Origin of the sequence: Treponema maltophilum ATCC 51939, assembly GCF_000413055.1 — a bacterium.
GTDB classification, from domain to species: domain Bacteria; phylum Spirochaetota; class Spirochaetia; order Treponematales; family Treponemataceae; genus Treponema_C; species Treponema_C maltophilum.
In genome coordinates, this window is sequence record NZ_KE332518.1 from 1,104,110 (window position 1) to 1,117,781 (window position 13,672).

The window sequence follows — 13,672 nt, forward strand, 5'->3', positions numbered from 1 at the left end:
CGTACTTGTTGTGTACACATCAAAAAATTTATTTACGTTTTTTTATTTTTAGATAGAGAGGATGAAGTATTTTGTATATTACGCGGCCCAAAAATGTATAGGTTAAAAATCCGTGTTTTATATATGTAAATATACTGTTTTTTTTAAAAGAACGTTTAACGGGCATATCCAAGGTTGAACTGTCAAAGGTTTCGTTTTGGTGAATTAAGGTTTGAGAAGGAAGTATTCCCGAAAACGATACCGTTTTCATATAGTGCCACCAATTATCCGCCGGAAAATATACGGGAAAATTGATATGCCGAATGGCAAGAGCCGCTTCAAAACTTATAAGATAACCGGCCGTTTGTGCGATCGACCCCTCTTTAATGAAACGCGGACTGACCATCGAATAGCCTTTTACAAGCGGAATAATGCCGGATTTTTTATATATGTCGCATCGTTCAAGCTGTATAATACGCGGGCCCTGCAGGTAAGGCAGCAGCACGTCCAATACTTCGGGTAAATCGGCCGACAAAACCGCATCGTCTTCCAGTATAAGCGCATAAGGAAGCTTTCTTTCAACGATTAACCGGTATACGGCATTGTGGCTTAATGCGCAGCCCACTTCTCCGGCGCGCAGTTTTCTGCCTTCGGCTTTTAAGGCTTTTTTTTCATTGTAGTAAGCCGGATTATCCGCATAGTCTTTTCCGATAAAGGCGTCGAAAAATTCAAACTCAAAATGAAGCTTTTCCAATTGCTCTCGGATATGTTTGCGGCGCACTGAATCCGATTTTAAGCTTACAACAAAAACGGGAAGTTTAAAAGAATGCATTTAGTGATAGTCCTTCCAATTAAGTGCCTCGGGATGATTGCAGGGAGTTGTCGGAAGCAGTGCTTCATTATGGTGATGGTTGCGCGCCGATTCCGGCGGCAACTCCATATAATTCCCGAATTGATATTTGAGTACGCTGTGACAATCAAAGGGTACGGGGACTTCATAATCTTCAAACCGCATTTTTTTAAGAGGAAAAATCCACTTATCGGGAAAATGAAAATGCCATGAAGCAGGTAAATCATATGCCCAACAATTTTTCGGTCCCAGTAAACTTAAAATTTTTATCAGATATGAAAGTCCGGTATAGTTTATAAAATAATATAGAATATGCGCGAAGATACGCTTAATGCGTTTTTTTAACGTTATGCCCTTATAAAATTCCGGAAGCGTATAGGGGGGAATCAGCATACGAATACGGGCAAGAATTCTTCTTCCCGTATGAAATTTTTTCATCGGAAAAATATCGATGAAGATGCTGTTAAAAGTTTTATCGGCATCGAATCCTTCGTCGATGCGTTTGGAAAAGCGGTCGCGTAATTTTATAAATTCAAAAGAAACGGTATCGTTATATACATCATACGGAAATTCGTTTGCAGGTAAATTTTTATATTTTACAAAGTCTTCAACCGGCATGCATACATCGAGATCGTCGTCCCAGGGAATAAAGCCTTGGTGCCGTACCGCCCCTAACAAAGTCCCACCGTCCAGCCAATAGGAGAGACCGTGCTTTTTGCATATTGCATCGAAGATTTTAAGCAGACGAAGCATTACAAGCTGTGCTTGACGCAGCGGGGTATCGCCCTCAAGGCGTTTGTCGGGGAAGGGGGATACAGGCGGGGTATTTTTTTTATTCATTGTTTTGCGTCAATTCCATAATAGATATACACAGGAAACATCGTCTGAAATATAGTAATCGCGGAGTCCGTTTGCCGAAAGAACAGGGAGCATTTCATACAAAACATCAAAATTTATATTAATCGTTGATCGTATGGCTGAAAATGAAGAGTCCGGTTTAAGTAATATTTTCATGGCGGTTTTTATATGTGAAAAAAAATTATTATCCACACGTTTCCCGAGTTCCAGTTTTACGAAACCGTACCGTTGTGTATCTAAAACCGATTCCGCCGATTTCCAAAAGTCAAGAATACTTTTTTCAAGCTGAACTATTTCCGGTTTATTTTTCCGTATTTCTTTTAAGATGGGCCTGTCATTTTGGGAAAGAAAATTTCCCCACTCATTTTTTATAACCGGATTTAGTTTATTGGCCCATGTATATTTTAGTGTATTGATTGTGATAGTTTGCGGTCGTTTACAATTTGCTTCACTTACGGGATGCCACTGATGATAGAGTCTAAAAGTATCCGGAAGCCATTCCTGTGTGTAACCGATTTTTTTTAACCTGTCGGGAAAATCCAAATCTTCAGGGCCCCAATAAACGATACGTTCATCATAACCGCCGATTTCTTTAAATGCCGATTTTTCAATAAACTGAAAGCCGCCGGAGTTTCCATGGCCTGCATACCGGGATTTTTTTTTATCGCCGTTTTTAGGCAACCAATACGTTTCGATATGATACATTGTTTTATCTTTATAATTGTCAATGCAGTATTGAAAGGGATTGCCTTCATAGATCATATCGGCGTCTGATGTCACAATAAAAGGCGTATCGGCAGTTTTTGCACCGTAATTTAAAGCTCTGCACTTATTCCACGGCAAGCCTTCGGCATACATATGAGTATATTCCAAATTAAGCTTGGTACAAAGTGCGGAATATTGTTTTGCATAAAACTCATCCGAACCGTAATCGACAATATGAAAGGCGGGAGTCGCGCCAGCACTGCGTATCGAGGCAATTTGTTTTTCCATACGCAGGGTATCTCTGTTACGAATACTTATAACGACAGTTATTTTATCTTTCATGTAATCACCTATAGACACTTTGTTTCAACTTTTCAAGTAAAAACCCGGGAACAAAGGCTTTTATAACGTTTTTTCCGATACGCGAGTAATTAATTTTTCCTGTTCGGTAGTTTTCCGCATTATGTATTAATTCCTGTAAAATAGGACGCAAAGCTTCGTCGGAAAAATATTCCAATACAAGCAAATATGAATCTTCTACAGCATCGGGTTTAGTATGCCGTTGAATAAACCAATGTACGGCATTTCCAACCAGCATTTTTTCCGCATAGGCAGCAATCGGAACATATTGCCGATTGTACTGGTTAAAGTACTTTTCAAGTTCTACACAAACTTTTTTCATTGAAGAAAAGTATGTTTTATTTGTTTGTACCGTATTCTGTCGTGTTGAAATGCCCTGCCCGATGTTGTAATTATACAGTACTTGATTACAAATATGATAATCATCCGTAAAAGAGGCTATTATACTTGACAAAAATACATCTTCCGCCGGAGTACAATAAAAAGGAGTGACGGTAGAAAAAGCTTGTTTTATGATTGCTGATTTATACGCCTTATTCCATATTGTGACCCCGGCCGAAAAAGGCGGAATAAACATTGCTTCCAATCTGCTTTTTGTAACCTTTGGTGGGTATTGAATGCTATTATCCGGTATACGAATATAGGCAAATTCTAACACATCACAAGGGTGTTCTTCGAGATTTTTTGCCAATATTTCACATGCTTCTTTTTTGAAACTATCGTCTCCGTCCATAAATAGAATATAATCGCCTGAAGCTTTTTGAGTTCCGACCAACCTCGTATGCAATAACCCTAAATTTTTTTTATTGTTTATAATAGTCATCTTATCAAACTGCCCAAGTGAAAGTATTTGGGCTACACTGCTATCCGTAGAAGCGTCATTGACAATAATTATTTCAATATTGTCATATGTTTGATTGAGAAGACTTTGAATATTTTGTTTGATACAGTTTTCCAAGTTGTATACAGGCACTATTATGGAAAATCTGATATTATTTTTTTTCATCAGCTTTGAATACCCCTAATTATTACATCTACATAATAATAAAATTAATAATCGCCTTTATAATCTCATAAAGATAATAAAAAGGAAAAAGAGTTGTATATACACCGAACTTAATAAAAAAACGTAAACATAGTGTTGGTGTTTTTTTTTCGTTCAAAAACCACCGCATTGTTTTTACTATAGGTGCATCCAGAGCACTGCGGATCAATTTGCGCTTTAAATATAAAAATCGTAATTTTAAAGATATGTGTGTGTGTATACGCAAGGTATCGGCTTCGTGTTGAAGTTCGTAAAACATAAAATCGATTGTCGTGCGGGTATCCGTTTCTTTTAAGTTGTATTTTGAATAATCAAAACAAAACGGGGCTAATTCTTGTTCAATTTTTTTTATATCGTTTGAGAAATTATGTTTGTATTTCAGCCATAATCGGGTATTCACTTTGCTTTTTTCAGGATTGAAGAATTTGAATTTTTGTGTATGAGCATGAGGACTTATACCCGTAAATCGCATAAGCTCCTGCGTAGTTTTTTCATAATCGTATATAAGGTTTTCCAATTTAATATGGAGAACATCGGAAGATTGCTGTTTTATTTGCTCTCTGCGTGTTTCTTTAAACCATTGAATAAAAATATCTATGTTGTGAGTTGGTATATAACGTGCGCCCCAAAATACCTTGTTTGCAAAATACAAATCACGGGGATCTCTGTCTATGATGATCGTTTTTATCCAATCAAAAAATCTCGCATATAAGTCGTTTGAATTGGCGGGAAGTAGTTGGTCAATAACCGAATACTCACATTCGGAAGATTCCAAAAAAGAAAACAGTTTTTGTATATATTTTTTTGTTATCGGGAGGAAACGCTCTTTTGCATTTGTATAGTATTGATTTTCATATGGAATGTACTGCGGATACCATAAATCAGATTCATATAAAGCATAATGCGCACGCCTATATTTTTCATCAAAGTATATAAAGGAAAGATCTTTACGGGCCTTATCTTTTAACGTTTCTTTTTTGACTTCCGCTCCTCTGTGCCATCCTCCTTTCCATTTACATGTAACGAGTTCTTCAATATAATCTGTCATGCAGGGTAAAAAATTATTTTTAAAATAATGTGCATATCCGTAATTTTTATTGAGATTCCGTACCAAATTCAAAAACCGCTTTACTGCCAAATCTGCCTTTAATCGATGTCCTTCGTGCTCAAGTGCATAAGCCAAATCAGCAATACCGTCCGTTTCATGTAAAAAAGTACACTCAAAATTATCAAACGGAACTTGTACTGATGAAAATTCTTTAAAAAAATCGGTTCCGGCGGAGCTTCCCGAATTACCGTAGCCCGTACAAATTATAAATTTTAACTTACTGTTCCCGGACGCCGGCTTTTTCACTTTTACAAAGCTATTATCCATTAGTATGCTCCCGGCTGCGTGTATTAAAGATATTTTTACCTACTTTGAAATGGCAACAAGATTTTATCGTATAATATACTTCGACACATTGCCAAAAACACATTTTGAGCAGCCCATAGACTTTTTTACCCGGTGTACCGTTTATTTTTACATATACTATCGCCATGTTTTTTTTGGCATGAGCTACGAGAGCAGCATAGGCACCGGGAAAGATCTCTGTAACTGTATATTTTTTGATAAGTGCATAGTCAACTTTTTGAGTATATTTCTTGAACATTTCAATGCCCATATAAACAATATTGGCATATTGTTTTTTTATGATTTCCTTATTTTCGTTCCGATATACGTTTTTTTCTTTCAATAATTCAATAAGTTTTGTAAAAAAAATATTTTGAACCTTAAAATAATCCGAATGGAATTTTTGTGTTAACCGATTTTCACTGTTGTGATCAAGACAATTGTAAAAATCATACGGTAATACTAAAACATTTTGTATATAATGATAATATTCCAAATTAAAAAGTGCATCTTCCGCTATATTAAAATCGGAACGGAAACGTAATTTGTGTGTATTGATAATTTCTTTTTTATACAGTTTATTGACAGGGGAGCGCAATAAATTACGTTCAAGCAAATATCCGAAATTATAAAAAAATGCGCTTGCAGTATCTATCATCTTTTCGCTGCATTCGTAGAATAAGTGGTTTCCGTTTATATCAATATTATCAAAGCCGCATATAGCAAGATCCGCATCATTTTTTTGCTGTTCTTCCATTAATATTTGACACATATGCGGTTTTATCATATCGTCGCTGTCTACAAACTGGATAAAATCACCTTTTGCATACTGCATGCCGGTATTACGTGCTATACTTACTCCGCTGTTGGGAATACTTATAACTCTAATTCGTTTATCATTTTGTGCATATTGGTTACAAATATCCAATGAATTATCGCTCGAACCGTCATTTACAAGAATAATATCCAAATGAGGGTATGATTGATTTATTATACTTGTTATACATCTTGGTAAAAAAGTACCGCGATTATAAATAGGGACAATAATTGAGATAATTTTATTGTTTTGCATATATTTGTCCGTATTTAATATTGCTCATCTAAATGGTCCCAGTTATCGGCGTTGAAGATGCTTCCTTTTACTCTGTAGGTCGAAAAAGGTATTTTTATTTTTTCGAGGAAATCATTTGCCGTATATAGTGCAAGTGAGTATGTTCGTTCACGCGGGTTTACAGCAGTATATTTTTTTAAATCGCTAAAAGAAGTATTTTGCGTAAATACATGTTCTGCAAAAATGAGCGGAACATCACTGTTTTGTGTTTGTATATCACTGATTGTGAATTGTAAACCTGCGTTAAAGTCCTTAAATAACAATGTAGGGTACACACGCGATAATTCGGTTTTATAGTCAACCCTTCCGAATTTAAACGGCATATCAAGTAAGCCGTTGTCGCGGGCAAAGTTACCGTGATCGGAAGCAATAACAATTAAAGTATTGTCATATAAATTATTTGCTTTTAACCATTCAAGCCATTGACTTATTTTTATTAAAAAGGTTCTTGCTGAATAATAAGGTAGGTCGGGGTCATCTAAGTCGGCTTTGGTCGATAAAAAATTCCCGTCTTTATTTATACCGAAAGAATTATGTGTTAATTCATTCGCAATAAACATAAATTTGTCTTCTTTCGTTTCGGCAATCGAACAAATTTCCGGTAATAAATCCAAATACGGATAACTGCGTAATGTAAAGGCCTTTGTGTTTTTCAGTTTTAAACTGAGATTATTCCATGTTCCTTCGTCATATATAAGTGTTTTTAGTATATACGGTGCCGCATTATAAAAAGGCAGCATAGTAAGTAAAAACAATTTTGCCGAGTAATCTACTTTAATATTTTTTTCTTTATTCCAATATCCTATATACGAGAGCGGAGATTCTAAAAAATAGGATAAATTCGTTTTTGAAGCCAGTTTTGAAATATTTTCATTTTTTTGAAACATGGAAGAATAACCTACATTTGTGCAATGAAATCCATGCTCAAGAAAATTTGTAAAAAGTATTTCCAAACTTTTTTGCTGGTCTGTATGATATGAATTATCGGTTTTATTCATTGAAAGCGGAGTATATTGGACTCCGCCCATCATAGCCGGTAGAGAATGTACGGTTGAAGCCGATATGGATAAAGTATCTTTGTACCATGTAAAGCCGCTGAATTTCTCTTTTAATTCGGGGAATTCATCGAAGGTACGTTGTACATAGTTTCCGTTCATCATATCAGGCATAAAAAAAATAACATTGCGTCCGTTTTTTGACAGCCGGTGAGATAAGTGTGTTGTTTCCGGCAGATCGGATTTTATCTCAGCGGTTTGTATTACCGGTGCGGTAAAATGTACCCATTTTATACAGATATTTAATAAAACGGCAGCCGATAAAATCGTGATTAGAGGAAATATCATGTTTTGCTTTTTTTGAATCAAAAAATATACGATATAAAATGAAAAAAGTAATATAATAAAGTCTTTTATATACAATGAAGCTGCCGGTTGCGTGATTACACGATCCGTTTGAAAGGTAAATTCACTTAAAGTACCGGCATTTAATGGTAAAATCAGCGTATAAAACGAAAAACAAATAAAAGAAAAAATAAGAGCTTTAAAAAATAACGGTGAAGATTTTAAAAGATAAGCCGACAGAATAAAGACTGCCAATATACCGAGAAAAATCGGAATAAGATATAAAAGAACTGCAAACGGCTGTACTTGAAATTCAGTCGGATTATTTACATACAATTGTATGGGTAAGAGAAACGCAAAGAGAAATACACATTCACTGATGATTGTATAATAGGGGAGTTTTCCGATTTTTAAAATTGGGTTTTGAGCGGCAACTTGTTTAAAATCTGTAAAAAATAAATAGAAAAAACGCACATTAAAAATATGCATCAAAAATACTAATAAAGTTCGCGATAAAAAATAGGATTTCGTAATATATAAATAAAGAAAACCCGTATATATAATCCCATATGGAATTATTTTATAGTTGAACTTATTTTTTTTGATAAAAAAACTGTAAATAAAACAAATCCCTAGGAATAAAAGGGAAGCAAGTAAAATGAATTTATTATACCGTTGTGCATTGTAATTAACCGCTGTTGCTGCAAGTATATATATAAGGGCGCAAGCATGTATTAGTGACAATTTACTGTTTTTATCGATTTCTGTTTTATGTAAGATGTCGGTATTATTTTTTTTCTGCATAACAATATTTTTTATCAAAGATAAAAAATTATTACAGGTCCAGTAGAGTAATAAAGCTGCAGGACTGTCGTAAAGTAAAAGCAAAAACACCCCTGCTAAAACGAATTGTTGTGTATTATCTTTTATTTTAAATGATTTTGTATAATAAAATGAAGATAAAATATTTAAAAGCGTCATTATGAGCGGCAATATATTTATACCGAAAAGGATGCCGTCCGGCTCACTTAAATTTTTAATAGCTCCGAAAGAAACGTTATTGTACCCTGTAAAATGAGAAAGAACATTATAAGCGGCAAAGAAAAAAGGGATTTGAAAAATAATTCCCATAGATGTTTGAAGCGGGTACCAGGACTTATATCCATAAATACGATGGGTGGTTTGTAGCAAGTAATATTGTTTTTGACCTTTAAAGTTTTCTTTTATGGAATCGACTTGCAGCTGCATTTTTAATTTAATTGCTTTTTCATGGTTTTTCCAACGTTCGGCAAGCATATACAGGGGTGTCGTCAAAGCCGTAATAATCACACTCATAATTATGAGCGCATAACCGTAATGGCCGGTAATACTATATGGAAGTAAAAAAACTTTTGAAAGTAATAATTCAAAGGGGTATAAAATTATCATAAAGAAGCCCTCAAAGAAGTGTGTATATCTGAAATCGCCCGGGCGGCGGAATGTCCTGCCGTATAAAAGTTAAAGATGTTTTTTTTGAATTCCGCAATACGGTTTTTGTAATTTCGCTCTTGTTCTAAAACATCGGAAATATAATTCTCGATATGGTTTATTTCATTTTCAGATAGCTCATGAGCTACCTGTTGGGTTGCAGGAATATCCCACTGAATATCGGCAGGCAATTCTTCCGCTTCATAGCCTTTTACGGAAGAAGGCGGCAGGGTTAAAAAAACAGGACGTTCAAATAAGTAGGCAAAGTCAAAAACAATGCCTGAAAAATCACTTATCAATATATCGGAATCAAGCATAGCTTGGAGTGGAGAAGGGGCCGTATCGATGGTAAGAGACTGATAATGTGCAAATTGGTTTTTAAAATTTTCCAATTCTTTTTTGTGCGAAATAAAAAACTGCGGATGTGGACGAAAAATAACTCTAAATCCCGCATCAAGCAGACGCTGCATAATAGGAATACCGTTTGTAAAAAATGAACTGCGTTTTAAGCCCCAGGACGGAGCATATAAAATTGTTTTAGTTTTTGTTGTTCTTTTCAAAGTTTGCAGTTTTTCATGCATATAATCATAATAAGTACAGCCGACATTATAATATGTTTTATCGGGAAGGCCCCTTGCTTTGTCCAAATATTTTTGGGCGTTTTCGATAAATTCACCTACCGAAAAAATAACATCATAAAAACTCAGTGCGTATTTTTCGTAAAAATCTACACCCGTAGGGGCATGAAAAATATGTATATACTTTTTTACTTTTTTTGAACGTTTCCACATATAAACATCCAAATGGGGCGTAGTGGATACGACAATATCCGCTTCAATTTTATTCATAAAAGCGATAGTAAACATTTCTGTTCCCGGACACAGTGCCGTAAAATCCGTATTTTGTAATTGAAAGGCAGGATCGTCTTTTTCGCACGTGATATAAGTACAGGCAATTTTTTGCGAAAGCAGTTGTGATATAACGGGATAAAAAACCTGCCAATACTTTGCCCCTTCCGAGTAAAAAACTATTCCGTATTTGTTTTTTGTTCGTATATTATTTCTCGCAAATAGCAGAGAAGATAATTGATAAAATACACCTCTTAAAAGAAACCACAATGAGGTGCCGATTCCTACAAGGGCATATAAGAGCAAACTTCCCGTTCCCGGATCCAAATACGCGAACAAAAAAGACGGAAAAAATAAAAAAAATAAAAAATAAAAGTAACGCATAGTTTTTTTCACTGTTTTATAATATTTTTATAAGCACTAATAATTTCGATTATATACATTACGTGTTTATCCGTGAGTAAGGGGCTCATCGGTAAACTTACAACTTCCGCATGAATTTTTTCGCTGATCGGTAAATTAAGATAGGCGAATTCTTTATATGCGGCTTGTTTATGCGGCGGTGTCGGATAATGAATAACCGTTTCTATTCCGCACGAATTCAGATATTCAATGAATGCATTTCTATTTTGAACCCGAACACAGTAAATATGCCATACGTGTTCTTCCGATTGATGCAATTTCGGCAAAATCACTGCATTGTTTTTTATTCCCGTATTATACATTGTGGCGATTTGACGGCGTCGATCATTGTCCGCATCCAGTCTTTTCAGTTTTACCGAAAGTACGGCCGCCTGTATTTCATCAAGTCGTGAATTTTCACCCTTATATTCGTACACGTATTTTACACTTGAACCATAATTTGCCAGCTTCCGTACGATATCTGCAAGTTCATCGTCATCAGTTGTAACGCAACCGCCGTCGCCTAAACAGCCTAAATTTTTGCCGGGATAAAAACTGAAACCTGCGGCATCGCCGAAAGCTCCACTTCTTTTTCCGTTTTGCGTTGCGCCGTGCGCTTGCGCCGCATCTTCAATCAGTTTTAAGTTGTGCTGCTTTGCAATGGCGATAATGGCTTCCATATTACAAAGTCTGCCGTATAAATGTACCGGCATAATAGCCTTTGTTTTTTTTGTTATTTTTTCTTCTATTTTTTTTACGTCAATTACATAATCATCTATATCCGGCTCTACAAAAACAGGCGTTAAATTTTCCGCGCTTATTGCTAAAATAGTTGCGATAAAGGTATTTGCCGGAACAATAACCTCATCACCTGTCTTAAAAACGCCAAGCAATTTATATGCACGCAAAATAAGCTTTAAAGCTTCAAGGCCGTTTCCTACTCCAATACAGTGCTTAACGCCGCAAAATTGAGCGAAGTTTTCTTCAAACGCTTTACATTCTTTGCCGTGAATATACCAGCCGTTTTTTACAACTTCGGCAATTTTTTGTGAAAGTGCCGGTTCAAAAGATTTGTTTATCTTTTGTAATGATAAAAAAGGAATATGCATAGATTCTCTCTACATTCTTTTTGCTTCAATAAATATTTCGGAGCCAAGATTCGGCATGTATTTTTGCATAGCATAAAGACCGTCAAGCATTTTGTTTGTTAAAAAGCCGATATCCATAAGTTGTTTCATCTGAGAATGAGTAAAAGGTTTTATAAAATAATCCCCTGAATTGATAATTTTAAAACCCATATCCTGTACTATAGATTTTAACATATCCATATCGAAGTTTGTATGCTGCTGTAACAGAATATTATTCTGCGATTTATCATGTTCATTTTTTATAAGGCCGCTTTCTTTTGCAAGCAGCCGGTGAAACGAATTCATATTCGGTACATTGATATGAACAATAGTTTTATTTTTTGTACAAAGACTATATATATTTTGTAAAAATAATTTCGGGTTTTCAACTTCGTGCAATAAACTTGAACATATAATATAATCGAATTGATAATCCAAAAGTTCTGCTACGATATTTTCCAAAAAATCATTATAACATAATACCGACTCTATATTGTTTTCTTTTGCCAGATGTTGTGCATTTTCAAAAAACAAGGTACACGGTTCGGCGACGATATATTTTGAAAAATCTTTATAGAATAAAAAAAGCGGTTCCAAACCGCACCCGATTTCCAATATTTGTCGGGGGGGGGGGGGGCAGCATTATGTAAACATTCCAATACTTTTTTCCTGCGGTATAGCACCTGTACGGTTTCAAAATCGTTTTTTGTGTTGTAATCGTTCCCGTATTTTTCTATATTGCGCATGAGTACTCCTACAATTCTTTATAAAAAGTTTTATTAATCGAGTAGGTGCCGCCATAAGACTCTTTATTTTTTAACAGCCCTTGATTTAAAGTGTGCCCAAAATCTTCTGTGGAAATGCCCCATGATATATTTTGAAACCCAAGACGTTTTGCTTCTACAATCATAGAATAATACATAAAACTCATCGGACTCAGTTTCGCAAATTCTTCCTTTGCACAAAGATATTGCGTATGTAATGTTTTTGTTTTATGAAAATAAAATACAATTGCTCCTGCGATCAGTTCTTCTTTAATATATCCGCCGAAAAAAGCAATGTTATCGGGAATGTACCTTTGTTTTAATTCCATAAGTTCATTAAAACTGTGTACCGGTTTTACCTTATACTTTTTTAAGTTTTCATTAATAATATTGTATAGTTTTTGTATTTCTTCGGGTGAAGCAAGCGGCTTACATATTAATCCGGCTTTTAAACAATTGCTTATATTCGTTCTTTTCCCTTGAGTAAAATTAGAAACAATCTTTTCATCATAGGCAGCGGTTAAATCAATATAAGTGTTCAACTCAGAATACTGTCGGTAATTTTTATAGTACAATAGGTATTCTAAAAGTGCGGGACTTTCGGTACAAAGAATATCCGGCGTAATTTTTAAATACAGGGAACGGAAGTGGGCTGTGCGTAAATAATCTTCAAGATTTTCTGTTATTTCTAAAAGCGTATCGCTGCTATAATGTTTTTTATCAATTACTATGCCGCCGTAAGTAGATCCTTTGTGCGAAAAAAAACAAGCAGTATCGTTCGGATCTTTACATGCGGGAACAATCGCCGCCAAGTTATTTTTTTTATTGAATATTAAAAGAGAACAATCTTGAAACCGCTCTTTAGGATGATAGTTTAAAAAATTCCTGCTGTGCAAAAAAGTTCCGTTAATTGATTTATTTAATACAAAATCATCCCAAAGCTGTTCGTATGTTTTTTCATACGGTTCGATTCTAAACATTCTTATCGAATCCTTAACGCGTTGTATTTATTTTTCTATAGTGTAAAAATTCATCGTAGTTTCTGATATAATCGGTTTCGGTATAATATTCGGAAGCAAAAACCAAAGCGACAGCACCGTGTGAAAAACCGGTTAAATTTCGCCAAATACCCGGAACGATTATGAGGCCTTGTGAGGAACAACTTAAATTAAACTGTTTTTTTTTATTACCGTCATCCAATTCAACGGTAAAAGAGCCGGCCGCAGCTAAAATCAATTGATACAGATTCTTATGTGCGTGTGCACCTCGATTACTATTTTGGGGAATATCATATAGGTAATAGATTCGTTTTATATCAAAAGGTACATACGTTTTATCGGATAATGTTAATATACCATCAATAAAGTTATGATTGCGTACGTGAATAAGTTTGCAGTCGTCAACGGTATTTTTCATTATTAAA

At 35.0% G+C, this 13,672-nt stretch carries 11 protein-coding genes and 1 pseudogene; all 12 read right to left on the reverse strand.

Annotation, left to right across the window (positions count from 1 at the left end; genetic code table 11):
* Positions 1–28 precede the first annotated feature (28 nt).
* Positions 29–811 (reverse strand): glycosyltransferase family 25 protein, encoded by a 783-nt coding sequence (locus tag HMPREF9194_RS11850; protein WP_016525281.1) that lies wholly within the window; start codon positions 809–811, stop codon positions 29–31.
* Positions 812–1,669 (reverse strand): LicD family protein, encoded by an 858-nt coding sequence (locus HMPREF9194_RS04955; protein ID WP_016525282.1) that lies wholly within the window; start codon positions 1,667–1,669, stop codon positions 812–814.
* A gap of 9 nt (positions 1,670–1,678) precedes the next feature.
* Entirely contained in the window at positions 1,679–2,734 is a 1,056-nt protein-coding gene (locus HMPREF9194_RS04960; RefSeq protein ID WP_016525283.1) for a glycosyltransferase family 2 protein, read from the reverse strand.
* Positions 2,735–2,738: 4 nt separating this feature from the next.
* Positions 2,739–3,758: a glycosyltransferase gene (locus tag HMPREF9194_RS04965; protein WP_016525284.1), complete on the reverse strand. Its 1,020-nt coding sequence runs from the start codon at positions 3,756–3,758 to the stop codon at positions 2,739–2,741.
* Between the two features lie 28 nt (positions 3,759–3,786).
* Positions 3,787–5,172, reverse strand: a complete 1,386-nt coding sequence (locus HMPREF9194_RS04970) for a hypothetical protein (RefSeq protein ID WP_016525285.1) — start codon at positions 5,170–5,172, stop codon at positions 3,787–3,789.
* Positions 5,165–6,262, reverse strand: a complete 1,098-nt coding sequence (locus HMPREF9194_RS11855) for a glycosyltransferase family 2 protein (protein WP_016525286.1) — start codon at positions 6,260–6,262, stop codon at positions 5,165–5,167. The genes HMPREF9194_RS04970 and HMPREF9194_RS11855 overlap by 8 nt, the downstream gene beginning before the upstream one ends.
* Before the next feature lie 14 nt (positions 6,263–6,276).
* Complete coding sequence (locus HMPREF9194_RS04980; RefSeq protein ID WP_016525287.1) at positions 6,277–9,069, reverse strand: YidC/Oxa1 family membrane protein insertase; 2,793 nt, start codon at positions 9,067–9,069, stop codon at positions 6,277–6,279.
* Positions 9,066–10,352: a CDP-glycerol glycerophosphotransferase family protein gene (locus HMPREF9194_RS04985; RefSeq protein WP_051127842.1), complete on the reverse strand. Its 1,287-nt coding sequence runs from the start codon at positions 10,350–10,352 to the stop codon at positions 9,066–9,068. Before HMPREF9194_RS04985 ends, HMPREF9194_RS04980 begins: the two co-directional genes overlap by 4 nt.
* Positions 10,349–11,467 carry a DegT/DnrJ/EryC1/StrS family aminotransferase gene (locus HMPREF9194_RS04990; protein ID WP_016525289.1) on the reverse strand — a complete coding sequence of 373 codons (1,119 nt, stop codon included), beginning with the start codon at positions 11,465–11,467 and terminating at the stop codon, positions 10,349–10,351. Before HMPREF9194_RS04990 ends, HMPREF9194_RS04985 begins: the two co-directional genes overlap by 4 nt.
* A gap of 9 nt (positions 11,468–11,476) precedes the next feature.
* Positions 11,477–12,106: pseudogene (locus HMPREF9194_RS04995) on the reverse strand (class I SAM-dependent methyltransferase); the annotation flags it as partial.
* 133 nt (positions 12,107–12,239) lie between these two features.
* A complete protein-coding gene (locus HMPREF9194_RS05000; protein ID WP_016525292.1) occupies positions 12,240–13,229 on the reverse strand; it encodes a GNAT family N-acetyltransferase in 990 nt (329 codons plus the stop codon).
* A 13-nt stretch (positions 13,230–13,242) separates the two neighbouring features.
* A complete protein-coding gene (locus HMPREF9194_RS05005; RefSeq protein ID WP_016525293.1) occupies positions 13,243–13,665 on the reverse strand; it encodes a sugar 3,4-ketoisomerase in 423 nt (140 codons plus the stop codon).
* Between the last annotated feature and the right edge of the window lie 7 nt (positions 13,666–13,672).

Bases quoted from the DNA above. Each gene is read 5' to 3' on its own strand.
- HMPREF9194_RS11850 (WP_016525281.1), bottom strand. From the start codon at position 811: ATGCATTCTTTTAAACTTCCCGTTTTTGTTGTAAGCTTAAAATCGGAT.
- HMPREF9194_RS04955 (WP_016525282.1), bottom strand. From the start codon at position 1,669: ATGAATAAAAAAAATACCCCGCCTGTATCCCCCTTCCCCGACAAACGC.
- HMPREF9194_RS04960 (WP_016525283.1), bottom strand. From the start codon at position 2,734: ATGAAAGATAAAATAACTGTCGTTATAAGTATTCGTAACAGAGATACC.
- HMPREF9194_RS04965 (WP_016525284.1), bottom strand. From the start codon at position 3,758: ATGAAAAAAAATAATATCAGATTTTCCATAATAGTGCCTGTATACAAC.
- HMPREF9194_RS04970 (WP_016525285.1), bottom strand. From the start codon at position 5,172: ATGGATAATAGCTTTGTAAAAGTGAAAAAGCCGGCGTCCGGGAACAGT.
- HMPREF9194_RS11855 (WP_016525286.1), bottom strand. From the start codon at position 6,262: ATGCAAAACAATAAAATTATCTCAATTATTGTCCCTATTTATAATCGC.
- HMPREF9194_RS04980 (WP_016525287.1), bottom strand. From the start codon at position 9,069: ATGATAATTTTATACCCCTTTGAATTATTACTTTCAAAAGTTTTTTTA.
- HMPREF9194_RS04990 (WP_016525289.1), bottom strand. From the start codon at position 11,467: ATGCATATTCCTTTTTTATCATTACAAAAGATAAACAAATCTTTTGAA.
- HMPREF9194_RS05000 (WP_016525292.1), bottom strand. From the start codon at position 13,229: ATGTTTAGAATCGAACCGTATGAAAAAACATACGAACAGCTTTGGGAT.
- HMPREF9194_RS05005 (WP_016525293.1), bottom strand. From the start codon at position 13,665: ATGAAAAATACCGTTGACGACTGCAAACTTATTCACGTACGCAATCAT.